An 18,817-nucleotide genomic window follows, 5' to 3' on the forward strand; every position below is an offset into this window, starting at 1 on the left:
CCTCAGATTCCGTGTGTCGCCGTTACCAGCGATAGTGCGAGAAGGCGCGGTTGGCTTCCGCCATCCGGTGCACGTCTTCACGCTTCTTGACGGCGTTGCCGCGGTTGTTCGAGGCGTCCAGCAGTTCGGCCGAGAGCCGCTCGGTCATGGTCTTCTCGTTGCGCTCACGCGCAGCCGAGATCAGCCAGCGGATGCCCAGCGCCTGCCGGCGGGTCGAACGAACCTCGACCGGGACCTGGTAGGTCGCGCCGCCGACGCGGCGGGAGCGAACCTCGATCGTCGGCATGACGTTCTCGAGCGCCTGCTCGAACACGCCGAGCGGGTTCTGCTTGGTCTTGCTTTCGATGATACCGAACGCACCATAGACAATGCCTTCGGCGACCGACTTCTTGCCGGCGTACATCACCGAGTTCATGAACTTCGTGACGATGATGTTCCCGAACTTCGGATCGGGAAGGACTTCGCGCTTTTCCGCTGAGTGGCGACGAGACATGGACCTGGTTCCCGCTTACTTCGGACGCTTCGCGCCGTACTTCGAACGACGCTGCTTACGGTTCTTGACGCCCTGGGTATCCAGAACGCCGCGGAGGATGTGGTAGCGCACGCCGGGCAAGTCCTTGACGCGGCCGCCGCGGATCATGACCACCGAGTGCTCCTGGAGGTTATGGCCCTCGCCGGGGATGTAGCCGATCACCTCGAAGCCGTTGGTCAGGCGCACCTTGGCGACCTTACGAAGCGCCGAGTTCGGCTTCTTCGGAGTCGTGGTGTAGACGCGGGTGCAAACACCACGCTTCTGCGGCGACTGCTGCAGCGCCGGCACCTTCTTGCGCGACTTCTGCACTTCACGCGGTTGAGCGATCAGCTGGTTGATCGTCGGCATCCTGGCCTTACCCTTTGTTCTGTCGCGAACCCTTTTCGGATCCGCTGTCTTGCCGCAGCCCGTTGCCGGGACTGCAAATTCTTTCGAGCTACCCGCCCGACGAGGTCGCCTTCTGCGGAACAATCCGCACAAAGCGAAATTGCGCCAACCGCCCCATCAACGGGCGGAAAGCGCTTCGACGCCACAGAGGACCGCAGTATTGAGGCCGATCAGCATAAAGCCGCGGCCCGCGCACTGAGGTCATGCATCCGAATTCGATCTCAAGAGAATAAGCTCAAGAGAACTAGAATCGCACTGGCATTGCCTAGCTATGATCGACAGCGTTTGAGCGGCATTCGTCGAGGTTGGTGCCCGTCTCGCGACCCTTCTGGATCTAGTCCTTGCGGCTCTAGTCTTTGGGGGTCTGACGGGTGGCCCGTTCCGACGCTGGCGATGCTCACCGCCTGTCGTTAAGTGAGGCGCTTTCTATAAGTGGGAATCGGTCAAGTCAAGGCGAAACGACAGTCACAACGCGCTCAGGAGCCTGTCAAAATCGCTGTTTGCCGCCCTCGCCGCCTCACCCGGATATGGGTGCACGGTTGGCATTTCGCCAGCCCGCCGAACATTTATACCCGGAATTAAAGTAATTTTATAACGACCGGAACGGGTTTTTCGGGCCTCGCAGGCGTTAAGGGGCGTTAATCTCTCCTGGCTTCGGCAACCATCGGCCCAGGACGTCACTGAGATCGGAGCAAGATCGCCCGCGCAACAACGTCCGTGATATCCGGCCCGACCGATTCACACGAGAGCGAACCGGCCGAATTTTCGAAGCGAAGAACTGATCGTCGCCTGAGAATCGAGCGAACATTGATGGCCGACTCACAGAATCGGTCCAGCTCCGGTCACTCCTCCTCCTCGTCCTCATCCTCGTCTTCCTCGAGGTCGTCTTCATCGTCATCGTCTCTGCCGTCGTCGGCGGGGACGGCGCCATGCGGCTGGTGGATCTGGTCGTTCCACAGCTTGCGATAGGTCCCGTTCTTGGCGAGCAGCTGGGCATGCGAGCCGCGTTCGATCGCCCTGCCCCCGGAAATCACGATGATCTCATCCATCTCGACCACCGATGTCAGCCGGTGGGTCGACCAGATCATGGTGCGGCCCTTGGCGACCTTGAGCAGTGTGCGGTTGATCGCAGCTTCCGTGGTCTGGTCCAGTGCCGAGGTGGCTTCGTCCAGCAGCAGCACCGAGGGATTGCGGATGATCGCGCGCGCGATCGCGATGCGCTGGCGCTGGCCGCCCGACAGGGTGTCGCCGCGTTCGCCGACCGGCGTGTCGTAGCGCTGCGGCAGGCTCATGATGTAGCGGTGGATCTCGGCCTTCTTGGCGGCCTCCTCCACCTCCTCGTCGCTCGCGCCCTCCTTGCCGAGCCGGATGTTCTCGCGGATCGACATGTTGAACAGCATGTTCTCCTGGAACACCACCGCCATGCTCCGGCGCAGCGAATCCAGCGTCACCTTGCGGACGTCGACGCCGTCGATGGTGACGCGCCCCTCGTCAGGCACGTAGAGCCGCAGGATCAGGTTGAGCAACGTGCTCTTGCCGGAGCCGCTCGGGCCGACGATCGCGATGCGCTTGCCCGCGTCGAGCCTGAGACTGAGATTGTCCAGCACCGGCGTCTGACTGCCCTCGTACTGGAAGGTGACGTGGTCGAAGGTGATGTCGTTGGTGATGCGCGGCAGATCTGGCGCGCCGGCACGGTCGGCGCCGCGGGTCGGCTCGTCCAGCAGCTCCTGGATGTGGCGGATCGCTGCGGCCGAGGAGATCGACACCGGGATGAAATGCATCACATGGGCGATGTTGTAGGAGACCTCCCAGAACGCGCTCTCGAAGGTCACGAAGGTGCCGATGGTGATCTGGCCCTTGGTCGCCAGATACGCGCCGATCGCGAGCACCACGAGGTGCAGCAACAGCACCGAGATGGTCACCGTCCGCTCCACCATGGTCGACAGGAACGCGGCGGAGGCGATCTTGTCGCGGGTCGCGTCGTTGCGGAAGGTGAAGAAGCCGAACATCTTACGCTGCAGGCTGAACGCCTTGATCACGGCCTGCGCCGCCACGTTCTCCTGCACCATGCCGAGCAGCGCGCTCTCGTTGAGTTTCTGCTCGTAATTGGCCTGCACCGCCTTGGGGGTGAGGATGCGCGGGCCGATCAGCGTGATCGGGAACACGAGCAGCGCAATCACCGCGAGCTGCCAGTTCAGGAACACCATCAGGATGATGCCCGCGATCAATTCCAGGAACGGCAGCGCGGCGCTGTTGGCGAAGGTCTTCACCGAGCCTTCGAACGCCGAGAGGTCGACCGAGAAGCGCGACAGGATCTCGCCTCGCTTGGTGCGGCCGAAATAGGCCGCCGGCAGGTCCTGGACATGCTCGAACAGGCGCTTGCGGACGTCCGAGATGATGCAGGCCGCCAGCCGCGCGTCCCAGCGCTCGTACCAGACTGCGACGACCGAGGTGAAGATGCCGGCGACGGCGAGCACGCCGAGGATCTTGTACAGCGCCTGGAAGTCCTCCTCGCCGAGCGCGTCGTCGATCAGGAACTTGAGGCTGAGCGGCATGATGACGTTGAACAGCGTCTCGACGAAGACGCCGAACGCCACGAACGACAGCATCCGCTTGTAGTTCGTCAGATGGGGCTTGACGAACCCGACGATGGTCGCGAGCGCACCGGCGGCCTCGCGGGCGGTAAAGACGACGAGATCCTCGTCCTCATCGTCGTCGTCGAGTTCCAGTTCGTCATCCGCCTCGTCTTCGTCGTCCTCGTCGTCTTCGAGGTCCGGCTTGGCGGCGGCGGCGAGCTTGTCGTCGAGCTCGGCCGCCTCTTCCGCGGCGAGCTTCTGTTTGTCGGGCGGGAGGGGCTTGGACGCCATGAAACCAATCGATGCTGACGGCCGGCATGACCGCAGAGAAGCAGGACATAGCGGAGAGCGCTATCGTGCCGATTCTATGCGATCAGGATCAATTCGGCAAAACAATTGGCGAATGCGACGCGCGTCCCGCGGCTAGTCTTCGTCCTCGTCCTCGACCTTGTCGAAGAAGGAATAGCGCAAGCTGTCCGCGTCGGCGTACCACTGCCCCGGCCCCTTGTTGGCGGCGAGCGTCGCCTCCCAGAGCGCATCGGTGCAATCCTTGCGGTGCATCGAGAGGTCGAACCCGTTGCCGAAGAACAGTTCGGACCACTCCCACCAGGTGCCGAGCTTCTTGACCCCGCGCAGCAGGTCGTAGCGGTCGATCAGAGCCGGCGCCATGTCCGAGGTGATCGAGCCGAACACGAGGCCGGTCTTGACCACGCGGTTGAGCTCGCGGATCGCGCGGACCACCTGCTTCGGCGAAACGTGGCACAGGCTGGTCTCGAACACGAAGTCGAACGCGCCGTCCTTGAACGGCATGTCGGTGATCGAGCCGAGCTTGTTGTACTTCTTCAGCGCCTTCGGCGTCTTGGCGTGGATGGCACGGTTGTTTTCGATACCGTAGGCATCGATGCCGCGTTCGCGCAGCGCGCCGACCAGCTCACCGCTGGCGGAGCCCGCGACGAGCAGCTTGGCGCCCTTGGTCCTGCCCCAGACGATGCCGAGCAGCCTGGTGAGATAATCGGGGTCGGTAAAGTGGCGCCATGCCTCGTGATAGGGACCGAGGCCGCGATAGTTTTCGAAATAATCGCGATCGATCTTGTCGGAGAGCGGCTTGTCCTCCTGCGCGCGTTCCCGGCGCAGGCGCATCATCTCGGTCAGGATGATGTCGGTCGCCGCGTCCGAGGAATCGAGCAGGCCGTTCAGCGTCGAGTCGAACAGATAGTCGCCGACCACCACGATGCCGGGATGCTCCTTCGGCTCCGGCCGGTGATTGGTCATGACGTCGCGCACAGGCAGACCGCCCGGTATGGCGTTCACCGACGACAGCCAGCGATGGATCTTGCCTTCCACGAAATGCGAACGCGCATCGCCGAGCGCAGCCGGCAGCGACTTCAGCGCGGCGTCGATCAGCTCCTGGTCCGACAGATTGGCGAAAGCCAGCGCGTCGGAGCCGGGAATCAGCCAGTTCAGCACGCCGTGCTTGCCGACGTCGTGGCGCGCACCCTCGTTGTAGACGCAGCAGCCGCCGAACGCTTCCGACATGAACCAGGCGCCGGGAATCTTCTCGCCCCAGAACGGGGTGTCGAACAGGATCGAGACGCGCAGGTAATGTGCAGGACGGTCGAAATAGGAGACGTGCTTGACCATCGACTTGCGCAGCTGCTCGCCTTCCCACCCCATGGTGGCGAGCCAGGAATGCGGCAGGCAGACCAGCACCAGATCGAAGTCGCGGGTCTCCGGTCCCTTGCCATTCATCATCTTGAGCTGGTAGCGGCCGGTCGGCGCCTTGCCCACGGTGAGCACGCGATGATTGAGCTGGATGTCGGCGTTGACCTCCGACTGCAGGCACTCGATCAGCTGCTCATTGCCGTTCTGGATGGAATAGAGGCCGATATAGCCGTCGACATCCATCAGATAGTTCTTGAGCGCGTTGAGGCCGTTGGTGTTGTGGCTCTCGGTCGCGATGTCGGAGCGCGCCATCACCTTGAAGAAGCGCTTGGCCGTTTCGTCCTCGACCTCCTCGTCGAGCACCTGCTCGGCGGTCTTGTAGGCCCAGGGATTCTCGTTGTCGTGCGCGCCGACGCCCTCGTAATATTCGATCGGAGACATCACCTCGCTGCAACGCTTGCGGAAGGCCTCGATCGCGGCCGCGGTCTTGGCGCCGTATCGGCGGCGCATGCCGGGCACGTCGTTCAGCAGCTCGCCGCCGAGATGCACCTGCTCGGCGTCCATCGGAATGGTCTGCAGCCCGAAATGCTGGATCAGCTCGCGCAGCGGGTCCGGGCCCGTCATCGAGTAATCATAGATCTCGGCCACGCCGGCCTCGTACATCGCGGGCGCGGAATCGAACTTGCGCGTGACGACCTTGCCGCCGAGCCGGTCGGAGGCCTCGTAGATGGTGACGCGGCAGAGATCGCCAAGCTTGCGCTTCAGATACCAGGCGCTCATCAGCCCCCCGGGGCCGCCGCCTACGATTGCCAGATCAAGCATGCGAGTTCCGTGGTCTCCGGCCCTGCCCCCGTCACGGGATCCACCGGGCTAAACTCCCCTAGCAGAAGCGCTTTTGCGCCTGAAGGAAAGATGAACAAAGGTTGATCCTGCATCGCAGCAAGCAAAGAAAGCAGCAAAAAGGCCGGCTTGCGCCGGCCTTTCCATTATCCTCGGTATTCCTACGGATGAACGATCATTCCGCGGGCGGCAGCGCAGGAAGCTCGGCTTCGGGCGCGGGCGACACGACGGCCGCCTGCTTCTCGCGCTCGTCCAGGATCAGCTTGTCGCGCTTCATGGCGACTTCGCGGATCTTGGCCATGGAGGCGCCGGTGCCCGCCGGAATCAGACGGCCGACGATGACGTTCTCCTTGAGGCCTTCGAGCGGATCGACCTTGCCGTTGACCGCCGCTTCCGTGAGGACGCGGGTGGTCTCCTGGAACGAGGCCGCCGAGAAGAACGAACGGGTCTGGAGGCTCGCCTTGGTGATGCCGAGCAGAACCGGCGTTCCCGTGGCGGGCTTCTTGCCCTCTTCCTTGGCCTTCTCGTTCAGCGCGTCGAACTCGATCTTGTCGACCTGCTCGCCCGAGATCATGTCCGTATCGCCCTGGTCGGTGACTTCCACCTTCTGGAGCATCTGACGGACAATCACCTCGATGTGCTTGTCGTTGATGAGCACGCCCTGGAGCCGGTAGACCTCCTGGATCTCGTTGACCAGATAGGCCGCGAGCTCCTCGATGCCCTTGACCGCAAGAATGTCGTGCGGTGCCGGGTTGCCTTCGACGATGAAGTCGCCCTTTTCGACGACATCGCCGTCCTGAAGGTGGATGTGCTTGCCCTTCGGGATCAGGTACTCGCGCGGCTCGTCGGTCTTGTCCATCGGCTCGATCGAGATGCGACGCTTGTTCTTGTAGTCGCGCCCGAACCGGATGGTGCCCGCGATCTCGGCGATGATCGCCGCATCCTTCGGACGCCGAGCCTCGAACAGTTCCGCCACCCGCGGCAGACCGCCGGTGATGTCACGCGTCTTGGCGCTTTCGGTCGAGACACGGGCGAGAATGTCGCCCGGATTGACCTTGGCTCCGACGTCGACCGAGAGAATGGCGTCGACCGACAGCATGTAGCGGGCATCGCCGCCACGGGCGAGCTTGAGCACCTTGCCGTCCTTGCCCTTGACCACGATGGCCGGACGCAGGTCCGAGCCGCCGCGGGTCGAGCGCCAGTCGATGACCACGCGCTTGGCGATACCGGTCGCTTCGTCGAGCGTTTCCGAGATCGACTGCCCCTCGACCAGATCCTCGAAGCCGATGGTACCTTCGACTTCGGTGAGGAGCGGACGGGTGTAGGGATCCCACTCGACGATGCGCTGGCCGCGCTTGACCATGTCCCCCTCGTCGACGTGCAGGCGCGAGCCGTACTGGACGCGGTGCGTCGCGCGCTCGGTGCCGTCGGCATCGACGATCGCCACCACCATGTTGCGCACCATCGCGATCAGGTGACCTTCGCTGTTGCGGGCGATGGCCTTGTTCCGGATCACGATCTTGCCGTCGAAATTGGCTTCGACGAAGGACTGCTCGTTGAGCTGCGCCGCACCGCCGATGTGGAAGGTGCGCATGGTGAGCTGGGTGCCCGGCTCGCCGATCGACTGCGCCGCGATGACGCCGACGGCTTCACCGTGGTTGACCGGCGTGCCGCGGGCGAGGTCGCGGCCGTAGCACTTGCCGCAGATGCCGTTGACGAGTTCGCAGGTCAGCGCCGAGCGGATCTTCACCTCCTGCACACCACCCTGCTGGATGGCGTCCAGATGGCTCTCTTCCATCAGCGTGTCGCGCTTGATGATCACCTTGCCGGAGCTGTCGCGGATGTCCTCGCAGGCCGTGCGTCCGAGGATGCGCGAGCCGAGCGAAGCCACCACGGTGCCGGCATCGACGATGGCGCGCATCTTGATGCCGAGCTTGGTGCCGCAGTCGCTCTGCGTGATGATGCAGTCCTGCGCGACGTCGACCAGACGGCGGGTCAGGTAGCCCGAGTTCGCGGTCTTCAACGCGGTGTCCGCGAGGCCCTTACGGGCACCGTGGGTCGAGTTGAAGTACTCGAGAACCGAGAGGCCTTCCTTGAAGTTCGAGATGATCGGCGTCTCGATGATCTCGCCCGACGGCTTGGCCATCAGGCCGCGCATGCCGGCGAGCTGGCGCATCTGGGCCGGCGAACCGCGGGCACCGGAGTGAGCCATCATGTAGATCGAGTTGATGTCGGCATCCGCCCCGCTCGCCGTCTTCTTGGTCGAGGAGATCTCCTTCATCATCGCCTTGGCGATTTCTTCCGTGGCCTTCGACCAGGCGTCGACGACCTTGTTGTACTTCTCGCCATGGGTGATCAGACCGTCGTTGTACTGCTGTTCGAAATCCTTCGCCAGCGTACGGGTGGTGTCGACGATCTTCCACTTGCCGTGCGGCACGACCATGTCGTCCTTGCCGAACGAGATGCCGGCCTTGAACGCGTTGTAGAAGCCGAGCGCCATGATGCGGTCGCAGAAGATCACCGTCTCCTTCTGACCGCAGTGACGGTAGACCTGGTCGATCACGCCCGAGATCTCGCGCTTGGTCATCAGCTTGTTGATGATCTCGTACGAAATCCGCGGGTTCTTCGGCAGGAGATTGCCGAGCATGACGCGGCCGGCGGTGGTCTCGATCCAGCGCGTCGAGACCTTGCCGGTCTCGTCCATGCCCTGCCACCGGTACTTGATCTTGGTGTGGAGGTGGATGACCTTCGCATGCAGCGCGTGCTCGAGCTCGGCCATGTCGCCGAAGATCTTGCCCTCGCCGGGCAGGCCTTCGCGCATGATCGAGACGTAGTAGAGGCCGAGCACGATGTCCTGCGACGGCACGATGATCGGCTGACCGTTGGCCGGATGCAGGATGTTGTTGGTCGACATCATCAGGACGCGCGCTTCCAGCTGCGCTTCGAGCGACAGCGGGACGTGCACGGCCATCTGGTCGCCGTCGAAGTCGGCGTTGAACGCCGAGCAGACCAGCGGGTGAAGCTGGATCGCCTTGCCTTCGATCAGCACGGGCTCGAACGCCTGGATGCCGAGGCGATGCAGCGTCGGTGCGCGGTTCAGCAGCACCGGATGCTCGCGGATCACCTCATCCAGGATGTCCCAGACCTCGGGCCGCTCCTTCTCGACCAGCTTCTTGGCCTGCTTCACGGTGGTGGACAGGCCCTTGGCGTCGAGCCGCGAATAGATGAACGGCTTGAAGAGCTCGAGCGCCATCTTCTTCGGCAGGCCGCACTGATGCAGGCGCAGCTCGGGACCGACCACGATCACCGAACGGCCCGAATAGTCGACGCGCTTGCCGAGCAGGTTCTGGCGGAAGCGGCCCTGCTTGCCCTTGAGCATGTCGGCGAGCGACTTCAGCGGGCGCTTGTTGGCACCCGTGATGACGCGGCCGCGGCGGCCGTTGTCAAACAGCGCATCGACCGCTTCCTGAAGCATGCGCTTCTCGTTGCGGATGATGATGTCGGGCGCGCGCAGCTCCATCAGCCGCTTCAAGCGGTTGTTGCGGTTGATGACGCGGCGGTAGAGGTCGTTGAGGTCCGAGGTCGCGAAGCGGCCGCCGTCCAGCGGCACCAGCGGACGCAGGTCCGGCGGGATCACCGGGACCACGGTCATGATCATCCATTCCGGCTTGTTGCCGGAGTGGCGGAACGCTTCCACGATCTTCAGGCGCTTGGCGAGCTTCTTGTGCTTGATGTCGGAGTCGGTCTCCTGCATCTCGACGCGAAGCGAGGCCTCGAGCTTCTCGAGGTCCATGCCCTTGAGCAGCTCGCGGATCGCTTCGGCGCCGATCATGGCGGTGAAGGAATCCTGGCCATACTCGTCCTGCGCCTTCAGATACTCGTCCTCCGACAGCAGCTGACGGTCCTTGAGCGCGGTGAGACCCGGCTCGAGCACGACGTAGTATTCGAAGTAGAGGATCCGCTCGAGATCCTTCAGCGTCATGTCCAGCAGAAGGCCGATGCGCGAGGGCAGCGACTTCAGGAACCAGATGTGGGCGACGGGGGCGGCGAGCTCGATATGGCCCATGCGCTCGCGCCGGACGCGCGACAGCGTGACCTCGACCGAGCACTTCTCGCAGATGATGCCCTTGTACTTCATGCGCTTGTACTTGCCGCACAAGCACTCGTAATCCTTGATCGGCCCGAAGATGCGGGCGCAGAACAGGCCGTCGCGCTCGGGCTTGAAGGTGCGGTAGTTGATGGTCTCCGGCTTCTTGATCTCGCCGTAGGACCAGGACAGAATCTTCTCTGGAGACGCGATCGAGATCCGGATCTGGTCGAAGACCTGAGCCGGCGTCGTCGGGTTGAAGAGATTCATAATTTCTTGGTTCATCGTCTTCTCCTCGCGTGCCGGTCGCCTCCGGCCGCAAATTCGAAAATCACTTCAAGCAGGGCGCCCTGCCCTCAAGGCATCGGGAGGGGCGCCGATGCCCGGCCGTGAAGGCCGGGCATGAAAGGTCGTGTTACTCGGCCGCTTCCGACGTCGGCGCCGGTCCAACCTTGGAGTTGTGCAGGTCGACGTTGAGGCCGAGCGAGCGCATTTCCTTGACCAGCACGTTGAACGATTCCGGAATACCGGCCTCGAACGTGTCGTCGCCGCGCACGATCGCCTCGTACACCTTGGTACGGCCGGCGACGTCGTCCGACTTCACCGTCAGCATCTCCTGGAGCGTGTACGCCGCGCCGTAAGCCTCGAGCGCCCAAACCTCCATTTCGCCGAAGCGCTGGCCGCCGAACTGCGCCTTGCCGCCCAGCGGCTGCTGGGTGACGAGCGAGTACGGACCGATCGAACGCGCGTGGATCTTGTCGTCGACCAGATGGTGCAGCTTGAGCATGTAGATGTAGCCCACGGTCACCTTGCGATCGAACGGATCGCCGGTGCGCCCGTCATAGACGGTCGACTGACCGGAAGCGTCGAGACCGGCAAGCTTCAGCATCTCCTCGATGTCGGCTTCCTTGGCGCCGTCGAACACCGGCGTCGCGATCGGAACACCGCGGCTGAGGTTATGGCCGAGCTCGATCAGTTCGTTGTCGTTGAGCGACTTGATCGTCTCGTCCTCGCCGTAGACCTTCTTCAAGGTCTCCTTCAGCGGCTTGATGTCCTGCTTCGACAGGTACGCATCGACCGTCTGGCCGATACGCTTGCCGAGGCCGGCGCAGGCCCAGCCCAGATGGGTCTCGAGGATCTGTCCGACGTTCATGCGCGAGGGCACGCCGAGCGGATTGAGCACGATGTCGGCATGCGTGCCGTCTTCGAGGAACGGCATGTCCTCGATCGGCACGATCTTCGACACCACGCCCTTGTTGCCGTGGCGGCCGGCCATCTTGTCGCCGGGCTGGATCTTGCGCTTCACCGCGACGAAGACCTTGACCATCTTCATCACGCCGGGCGGCAATTCGTCACCGCGCTGCAGCTTCTCGACCTTGTCGAGGAAGCGCTGCTCGAGCCCCTTCTTCGACTCGTCGTACTGCTTCCGCATGGCCTCGATCTCGGCCATCAGCTTGTCGTTCGGCGAGGCGAACAGCCACCACTGCGACTTCGGGTACTCCTCGAGCACCGCACGGGTGATCTTGGTGTCCTTCTTGAAGCCCTTGGGACCGGCGATGCCCTGCCGCCCTTCGAGCAGCTCGGCAAGACGGTTGTAGACGTTGCGGTCCAGGATCGCCTGCTCGTCGTCGCGGTCCTTGGCCAGACGCTCGATCTCTTCCCGCTCGATCGCCAGCGCACGCTCGTCCTTGTCGACGCCGTGACGGTTGAACACGCGCACTTCCACGATCGTGCCCTGCACGCCCGGAGGAACGCGCAGCGAGGTGTCGCGAACGTCGGACGCCTTCTCGCCGAAGATGGCGCGCAGCAGCTTCTCTTCCGGCGTCATCGGGCTCTCGCCCTTCGGCGTGATCTTGCCGACCAGGATGTCGCCGGCGCGCACTTCCGCACCGATGTAGACGATACCGGCTTCGTCGAGGTTCTTCAGCGCTTCTTCCGAGACGTTCGGAATGTCGCGGGTGATTTCCTCAGGCCCAAGCTTGGTGTCGCGGGCCATCACCTCGAACTCCTCGATGTGAATCGAGGTGAAGACGTCTTCCTTCACGATCCGCTCGGAGAGCAGGATCGAGTCTTCGAAGTTGTAGCCGTTCCACGGCATGAACGCGACGAGCACGTTGCGGCCGAGAGCGAGCTCACCGAGATCGGTCGACGGACCGTCGGCGATGATGTCGCCCTTCTTGACGATGTCGCCGACCTTCACCAGCGGACGCTGGTTGATGCAGGTCGACTGGTTGGAGCGCTGGTACTTCATCAGGCGGTAGATATCGACGCCCGATTTGGTCGGATCGAGATCTTCCGTGGCGCGGATGACGACGCGGGTAGCGTCGATCTGGTCGATCACGCCCGAACGGCGCGCCGCGATCGCAGCACCCGAGTCACGCGCAACCACGCCTTCCATGCCGGTGCCGACGAACGGCGCCTCGGCGCGAACCAGCGGCACCGCCTGGCGCTGCATGTTCGAGCCCATCAGCGCGCGGTTGGCGTCGTCGTTCTCGAGGAACGGGATCAGCGCCGCGGCGACCGAGACGAGCTGCTTCGGCGAGACGTCCATGTAGTCGACCTTGTCCGGCGTCACCGGCAAGACTTCGCCGGCGTGACGGCAGACCACGAGGTCTTCGGTGAAGCGGCCCTTCGGGTCGAGCGGCACGTTGGCCTGCGCGACCGTGTAGCGGCCCTCTTCCATCGCCGAGAGGTACACGACCTCGTCGGTGACGCGGCCATCCTTGACCTTGCGGTACGGCGTCTCGACGAAGCCGTACTTGTTCACGCGCGCGAAGGTCGCGAGCGAGTTGATCAGGCCGATGTTCGGACCTTCCGGCGTCTCGATCGGGCAGATGCGGCCGTAATGCGTCGGATGCACGTCGCGCACCTCGAAGCCGGCGCGCTCGCGGGTCAGACCGCCCGGTCCAAGGGCCGACAGGCGGCGCTTGTGGGTGATCTCGCTGAGCGGGTTGGTCTGGTCCATGAACTGCGAGAGCTGCGAGGAGCCGAAGAACTCGCGCACGGAGGCAGCCGCCGGCTTGGCGTTGATCAGGTCCTGCGGCATGACCGTGTCGATGTCGACCGAGGACATGCGCTCCTTGATCGCGCGCTCCATGCGCAGCAGGCCGATGCGGTACTGGTTCTCCATGAGCTCGCCGACCGAGCGCACACGGCGGTTGCCGAGATGGTCGATGTCGTCGATCTCGCCCTTGCCGTCGCGCAAATCCACCAGCGTCTTGATGACGGAGAGGATGTCTTCCTTGCGCAGCGTGCGCTGGGTGTCGGGCGCATCGAGGTCGAGGCGCATGTTCATCTTGACGCGGCCGACCGCGGAGAGGTCGTAGCGTTCGGCGTCGAAGAACAGCGACTGGAACATGGCCTGCGCCGAATCCAGCGTCGGCGGCTCGCCCGGGCGCATCACGCGGTAGATGTCGAACAGCGCGTCTTCACGCGTCATGTTCTTGTCCGCCGAGAGCGTGTTGCGGATGTAGGGGCCGACATTGACGTGGTCGATGTCGAGCAGCGGCAATTCCTTGTAGCCGTGCTCGTTGAGCACCTTCATCGACTTGTCGGTGATTTCCTCGCCGGCCTCGGCGTGGATCTCGCCGGTCTTCGGGTTGACGAGGTCCTCGGCGATATAGTTGCCGACCAGCTCCTCATCGGACATGCGCAGCGCCTTCAGCCCCTTCTCCTGGAGCTGGCGGGCGGCACGGACGGTGAGCTTCTTGCCGGCCTCGAGCACGACCTTGCCGGTGTCGGCATCGATCAGGTCGTTGACGGTCGAGTAGCCGCGGAAACGGTTGGCGTCGAACGGAACGCGCCAGCCTTCCTTGGTCCGCTTGTAGAGGATCTTCTTGTAGAACGTCGACAGGATCGCTTCGCCGTCGAGGCCGAGGGCGAACATCAGCGAGGTCACCGGAATCTTGCGGCGACGGTCGATACGCGCATAGACGATGTCCTTGGCATCGAACTCGATGTCGAGCCAGGAGCCGCGATACGGGATCACGCGGGCGGCGAACAGCAGCTTGCCCGAGGAATGGGTCTTGCCCTTGTCGTGGTCGAAGAACACGCCGGGCGAGCGGTGCATCTGCGAGACGATGACGCGCTCGGTGCCGTTGACGATGAAGGTGCCGTTCATCGTCATGAGCGGGATGTCGCCCATGTAGACGTCCTGCTCCTTGATGTCCTTCACCGACTTCGCGCCGGTTTCCTCGTCGATATCGAACACGATGAGGCGCAGCGTCACCTTGAGGGGAGCCGCGAAGGTCATGCCGCGCTGGCGACACTCGTCGACATCGTATTTCGGCTGCTCGAACTCGTAGCGGACGAATTCCAGCATCGAGGTGCCCGAGAAGTCGGAGATCGGAAACACCGAGCGGAACACCGCCTGCAGACCCTCGTCGAGACGGCCACCCTGGGGTTCGTCGACCATCAGGAACTGGTCATAGGACGCCTTCTGAACCTCGATGAGGTTCGGCATCTCGGCCACTTCCTTGATGTGTCCGAAGAACTTGCGAACGCGTTTGCGACCGGTGAATGTCTGCTGCGCCATCGTGGCCTCTCATTTTCGTCGCCCCATCTGGGCGCGCCGTCCAGGACGCGGCTGCCACCGCTCCCCGGGTTGAATTTTTCGAACCCGTTTTGGGGGCCGCAGACTCAGTTTCAGGCGAGAATGTCCTGAATCTGTTCTTCAGACCTTCAAAACGCAAAACGACGTGCGGGGCGCTGGTGCGCGCCCGCCCGTCACAACGATCCTCTTCACGGACTGCAAAAGCCCGAAATAGCCTGCTCTCCCAACGGCTTACAGGGGGTCCGGCACCCCTGCCACCGCGCTTTCGTGCTGCCGACCCGATATGGGGCGACAATAGTGCAGATTCGAGGGGTAAACCTCGAAATCCCCACACTTTTTCGTGTTCAGCCCACGTCGGGACGTTCCGTCGCACGCCTTTTGCATCACGCCCACCCTTGGTCGAGGGGCAGGCCAAGGTCCCGGGCTCGCTGACGCGCGCCCGGGACCTCGCGAGTAAGCTGCGCTTACTTGAGCTCGACCTTCGCGCCAGCCTTCTCGAGCTGGGCCTTGATCTTGTCGGCTTCTTCCTTGTTCACGCCTTCCTTCAGCGGCTTCGGAGCACCCTCGACGAGGTCCTTTGCTTCCTTCAGGCCGAGACCGGTGATGGCGCGGACTTCCTTGATGACCTCGATCTTCTTGTCGCCGGCCGAGGCCAGGACAACCGTGAACTCGGTCTTCTCTTCAGCCGGAGCGGCGGCAGCGCCACCACCAGCCGGGCCGGCCACGGCGACGGCCGCGGCAGCCGAAACGCCCCACTTCTCTTCGAGGAGCTTCGCAAGTTCAGCGGCTTCGAGCACGGTGAGGCTCGAGAGGTCGTCAACGATCTTCTGCAAGTCAGCCATTGTTCAGTTTCCTTAGGTGTAAGTCTGGTTCGGGTTTGAGTTTTGCGAAGGGCGTCAGGCCGCTTCGCCCTTTGAGGCATGAGCCTGGATGACGCGCGCGAGCTTGCCCGCGGGCGCGTTGGCGAGCTGGGCCAGCTTGGTCGCCGGGGCCACGATGAGGCCGACGATCTTGCCGCGCAGTTCGTCAAGCGACGGCAGTGAGGCAAGCGCCTTCACGCTGTCGACATTCAGGACGGTCTTTCCCATCGAGCCGCCAATGATGACGAACTTTTCGTTCGCCTTGGCGAATTCGACGGCGACCTTTGGCGCCGCTACCGGATCGTTCGAAGTGGCGATCACGGTCGGTCCCTTCAGCATGGGGCCGATGGCAACGACGTCAGTGCCTTCAAGAGCAATTTTGGCGAGACGGTTCTTCGAGACCTTCACCGAGGCACCAGCCTGCTTCATCTGCATGCGCAGCTTCTGCATCTGGGCAACGGTCAGGCCGGAATATTGAGCAACGATCGCGACGCTCGTGGTCTTGAAGACCCCATTGAGCTGTTCGACCGCGTCCTTTTTTGCCGCTCGTTCCACAGCAAGCTCTTTCCGGTTGGCAGCCTTCGCGAAAAGCGGGACCGCCGGGTTGCACCCATCGTCCCACCCAAAACCTGAACCTCCGGGCCAAAACCCATCGGACACGCGCCGGGCGAGACGACAATTCAAAGCCTGCCCTCCGGGAGCCCGCTAAGGCCCACGGCGTGTCGAGGTCCGAACCAGACCCGTTCCGCAACCACCGTTAAGATGGAAGGCGAAGTGAAATCCGGTCTTCACCCGTCTATGCAGGCCATGCGATTAAGCCGTTGAGAAATCGAAATTTCCCGCGAGCGCCTGCAGTCTTGGACAGGACAGGGTCAGCCGGCGAGCCGTCCAACCCCTGCCCGCATCCCACCAACAGACGGGTTTTCCCTCCTTTTCGGGCAAATCCTCACGGACGTCCTGAAAAGGAATGATCTCCTGTCGTGTCGGGTTTTCGGAATGCGTGCACGAACGCGCCAGCCGAAGCCGGCACGTCCGGAAGCGGTTCTTTAACTGCTCTCTGCCTGCTTGCCAAGAGCAAAATTCACACCAGTTCCAATCCGTTGCCGATGGGGCTTGACCCAGGCCGATAAGGGCCGATTCAGGTCGATTTCACCCCATAAGGCAGCGGCTTGCCCTCGAAGAACGCGGTCAGGTTCGCCAGCACGCAGCCCTGCATGGCGACATGCGATTCGAGGGTGTGGCCGCCGATATGGGGGGCGAACACCACGTTGGGGAGCGCGGTCAGGGCGTCCGGCGCGTGCGGTTCCTTCTCGAACACGTCGAGTCCGGCCCCCGCGATGGTCCTGTCGGTCAGCGCCGCGACCAGGGCCTTCTGGTCGATCACGGAGCCGCGGGAGATATTAACGACATAGCCGTCCGCCCCGAGGCGCCTCAGGATGTCGGCATTGACGACGTGCTGGGTGTCGGCCCCTGCCCGCACCGCGATCATCAGGACGCTGCACCAGTCGGCCAGCGCTTCGAGCGTCGGGAAATATTGATACGGCAGATCGTATTTGGTCCGGCTGAAATAACCGATTTCGCTCTCGAAGGCGGCGCAGCGGGCGGCGATCTTGCGGCCGATCTCGCCCATGCCGTAGACGCCGATGCGGCGTCCGGGCATGCCGGCCTGGGGACGCATCATCGGCGATTGCTTGGAGGCGGCCCAATCGCCGCTGCGGACATATTGGTCGGCAACCAGGATCCGGCGCGTGGTCGCCAGCATCAGGGTCAGCGCGATGTCGGCGACCGAGGCCGCGTTGGCGCCCGGGCTGTGGCCGACGGCGATATTGCGGCTGGCGGCCGCCTTCAGGTCGACGCCGTCATAACCGGTGCCGTAGCAGACGATGGCGCCGAGCTTCGGAAACAGATCCATCGCTTCTGCTCCCAGCGGTGAGCCGCCCGCGGTGAGCAGCGCACGGATGCCACCGAGCTCTTCGGGCGGAAACACCTCCGTTGCCTTCTTGCCACCGGTGTCGAGCAGCTCGAACCGCTCGGCGAAACGCGCCATCATCGTCTTGGGAAAGCGCGAATAGATCAGGACCTTGTCAGCCATTTTTCTTGTTTCCGGTGAGCGCCGCCACAAACGACGAGGGGCGGAATCGGTTGCCCAATTCCGCCCCTCGCCTCATGCAATTTTCAAACCTTAGCCGAGAATGGTGCCCGGCTCGACCTTCACACCGGGGCCCATCGTCGAGGACACCGCAACGCGCTGGATGTAGGTGCCCTTGGAGCCAGCCGGCTTCGCCTTCGAGACAGCATCGGCGAGAGCCTTGATGTTCTCGACCAGCTTCTCCTCGGAGAACGAGGCCTTGCCGACGCCGGCCTGCAGGATGCCGGCCTTCTCGACGCGGAACTCGACCGAGCCGCCCTTGGCACCCTTCACCGCACCGGTGACGTCCATGGTCACGGTGCCGATCTTCGGGTTCGGCATCAGGCCGCGCGGGCCGAGCACCTTACCGAGACGACCGACCAGCGGCATCATGTCGGGGGTGGCGATGCAGCGGTCGAAATCGATCGCGCCGTTCTGCACCTTCTCGACCAGGTCTTCGGCGCCGACGACGTCGGCACCTGCGGCCTTGGCTTCATCGGCCTTGGCGCCGCGGGCGAACACGCCGACGCGGAGAGTACGGCCGGTGCCGTTCGGCAGGGTCACGACGCCGCGGACCATCTGGTCGGCGTGACGCGGATCGACGCCGAGATTGATCGCGACCTCGATGGTCTCGTCGAACTTCGCTTTCGCGCGTTCCTTGACCATCTTGATGGCGTCCGCGAGCGGGTAAAGCTTTTCGCGGTCAACACCTTCGCGGGCTTTGTTCAAACGCTTTCCGATTGCCATGACCGCTTACCCCGCAACTTCCAGACCCATCGAACGGGCGGAGCCCTCGACCATCTTCATGGCCGATTCGATGGAATCGCAATTGAGATCCTTCATCTTCTTCTCGGCGATCTCGCGCACCTGCGCCTTGGTCACCTTGCCGGCCTTGTCACGGCCCGGCGCCTTCGAGCCGGACTGGATCTTGGCAGCCTGCTTGAGGAAGAACGACATCGGGGGCGTCTTCATCTCGAAGGTGAACGAACGATCGGCGTAGATCGTGATCACCACGGGAATCGGGGTGTTCTTCTCTTCCTTCTGGGTCTGCGCGTTGAATGCCTTGCAGAACTCCATGATGTTGAGACCGCGCTGACCAAGCGCGGGACCGATCGGGGGCGAAGGATTCGCCGCACCGGCCGGGACCTGAAGCTTCAGGTATCCGGTCACTTTCTTTGCCATGTATCACTCCT

11 protein-coding genes are annotated in these 18,817 nt (G+C 63.3%); all 11 read right to left on the reverse strand.

Annotation, left to right across the window (positions count from 1 at the left end; translation table 11 throughout):
• Positions 1–22: 22 nt before the first annotated feature.
• The 11 genes from rpsG to rplK all read right to left on the reverse strand — a co-directional run bounded on the left by rpsG (position 23) and on the right by rplK (position 18,806).
• A complete protein-coding gene (gene rpsG / locus ML401_RS21060; RefSeq protein WP_008136420.1) occupies positions 23–493 on the reverse strand; it encodes a 30S ribosomal protein S7 in 471 nt (156 codons plus the stop codon).
• A gap of 15 nt (positions 494–508) precedes the next feature.
• Positions 509–880 (reverse strand): 30S ribosomal protein S12, encoded by a 372-nt coding sequence (rpsL, locus tag ML401_RS21065; RefSeq protein ID WP_007603006.1) that lies wholly within the window; start codon positions 878–880, stop codon positions 509–511.
• Between the two features lie 881 nt (positions 881–1,761).
• Complete coding sequence (locus ML401_RS21070) at positions 1,762–3,786, reverse strand: ABC transporter ATP-binding protein (protein WP_285806759.1); 2,025 nt, start codon at positions 3,784–3,786, stop codon at positions 1,762–1,764.
• A gap of 132 nt (positions 3,787–3,918) precedes the next feature.
• Positions 3,919–5,979 carry an FAD-dependent oxidoreductase gene (locus tag ML401_RS21075; RefSeq protein ID WP_285806760.1) on the reverse strand — a complete coding sequence of 687 codons (2,061 nt, stop codon included), beginning with the start codon at positions 5,977–5,979 and terminating at the stop codon, positions 3,919–3,921.
• A 193-nt stretch (positions 5,980–6,172) separates the two neighbouring features.
• A complete protein-coding gene (rpoC, locus tag ML401_RS21080; protein ID WP_126258100.1) occupies positions 6,173–10,369 on the reverse strand; it encodes a DNA-directed RNA polymerase subunit beta' in 4,197 nt (1,398 codons plus the stop codon).
• Between the two features lie 130 nt (positions 10,370–10,499).
• Positions 10,500–14,618 (reverse strand): DNA-directed RNA polymerase subunit beta, encoded by a 4,119-nt coding sequence (rpoB, locus tag ML401_RS21085; RefSeq protein WP_285806761.1) that lies wholly within the window; start codon positions 14,616–14,618, stop codon positions 10,500–10,502.
• A gap of 482 nt (positions 14,619–15,100) precedes the next feature.
• Entirely contained in the window at positions 15,101–15,478 is a 378-nt protein-coding gene (gene rplL, locus ML401_RS21090; RefSeq protein WP_100177007.1) for a 50S ribosomal protein L7/L12, read from the reverse strand.
• 54 nt (positions 15,479–15,532) lie between these two features.
• Positions 15,533–16,051: a 50S ribosomal protein L10 gene (rplJ, locus tag ML401_RS21095; RefSeq protein WP_194402797.1), complete on the reverse strand. Its 519-nt coding sequence runs from the start codon at positions 16,049–16,051 to the stop codon at positions 15,533–15,535.
• 583 nt (positions 16,052–16,634) lie between these two features.
• A complete protein-coding gene (locus ML401_RS21100; RefSeq protein WP_285806762.1) occupies positions 16,635–17,588 on the reverse strand; it encodes a 2-hydroxyacid dehydrogenase in 954 nt (317 codons plus the stop codon).
• 90 nt (positions 17,589–17,678) lie between these two features.
• Complete coding sequence (rplA, locus tag ML401_RS21105; protein WP_063682741.1) at positions 17,679–18,371, reverse strand: 50S ribosomal protein L1; 693 nt, start codon at positions 18,369–18,371, stop codon at positions 17,679–17,681.
• 6 nt (positions 18,372–18,377) lie between these two features.
• Entirely contained in the window at positions 18,378–18,806 is a 429-nt protein-coding gene (gene rplK / locus ML401_RS21110) for a 50S ribosomal protein L11 (protein WP_006611824.1), read from the reverse strand.
• Positions 18,807–18,817 lie beyond the last annotated feature (11 nt).

The sequence above is a fragment of the Bradyrhizobium sp. 62B genome, from assembly GCF_030272265.2.
GTDB lineage: Bacteria > Pseudomonadota > Alphaproteobacteria > Rhizobiales > Xanthobacteraceae > Bradyrhizobium.

Excerpts from the sequence above, each read along its gene's own strand:
- rpsG (WP_008136420.1), bottom strand. The coding sequence starts at position 493 with ATGTCTCGTCGCCACTCAGCGGAAAAGCGCGAAGTCCTTCCCGATCCG.
- rpsL (WP_007603006.1), bottom strand. The coding sequence starts at position 880 with ATGCCGACGATCAACCAGCTGATCGCTCAACCGCGTGAAGTGCAGAAG.
- ML401_RS21070 (WP_285806759.1), bottom strand. The coding sequence starts at position 3,786 with ATGGCGTCCAAGCCCCTCCCGCCCGACAAACAGAAGCTCGCCGCGGAA.
- ML401_RS21075 (WP_285806760.1), bottom strand. The coding sequence starts at position 5,979 with ATGCTTGATCTGGCAATCGTAGGCGGCGGCCCCGGGGGGCTGATGAGC.
- rpoC (WP_126258100.1), bottom strand. The coding sequence starts at position 10,369 with ATGAACCAAGAAATTATGAATCTCTTCAACCCGACGACGCCGGCTCAG.
- rpoB (WP_285806761.1), bottom strand. The coding sequence starts at position 14,618 with ATGGCGCAGCAGACATTCACCGGTCGCAAACGCGTTCGCAAGTTCTTC.
- rplL (WP_100177007.1), bottom strand. The coding sequence starts at position 15,478 with ATGGCTGACTTGCAGAAGATCGTTGACGACCTCTCGAGCCTCACCGTG.
- ML401_RS21100 (WP_285806762.1), bottom strand. The coding sequence starts at position 17,588 with ATGGCTGACAAGGTCCTGATCTATTCGCGCTTTCCCAAGACGATGATG.
- rplA (WP_063682741.1), bottom strand. The coding sequence starts at position 18,371 with ATGGCAATCGGAAAGCGTTTGAACAAAGCCCGCGAAGGTGTTGACCGC.
- rplK (WP_006611824.1), bottom strand. The coding sequence starts at position 18,806 with ATGGCAAAGAAAGTGACCGGATACCTGAAGCTTCAGGTCCCGGCCGGT.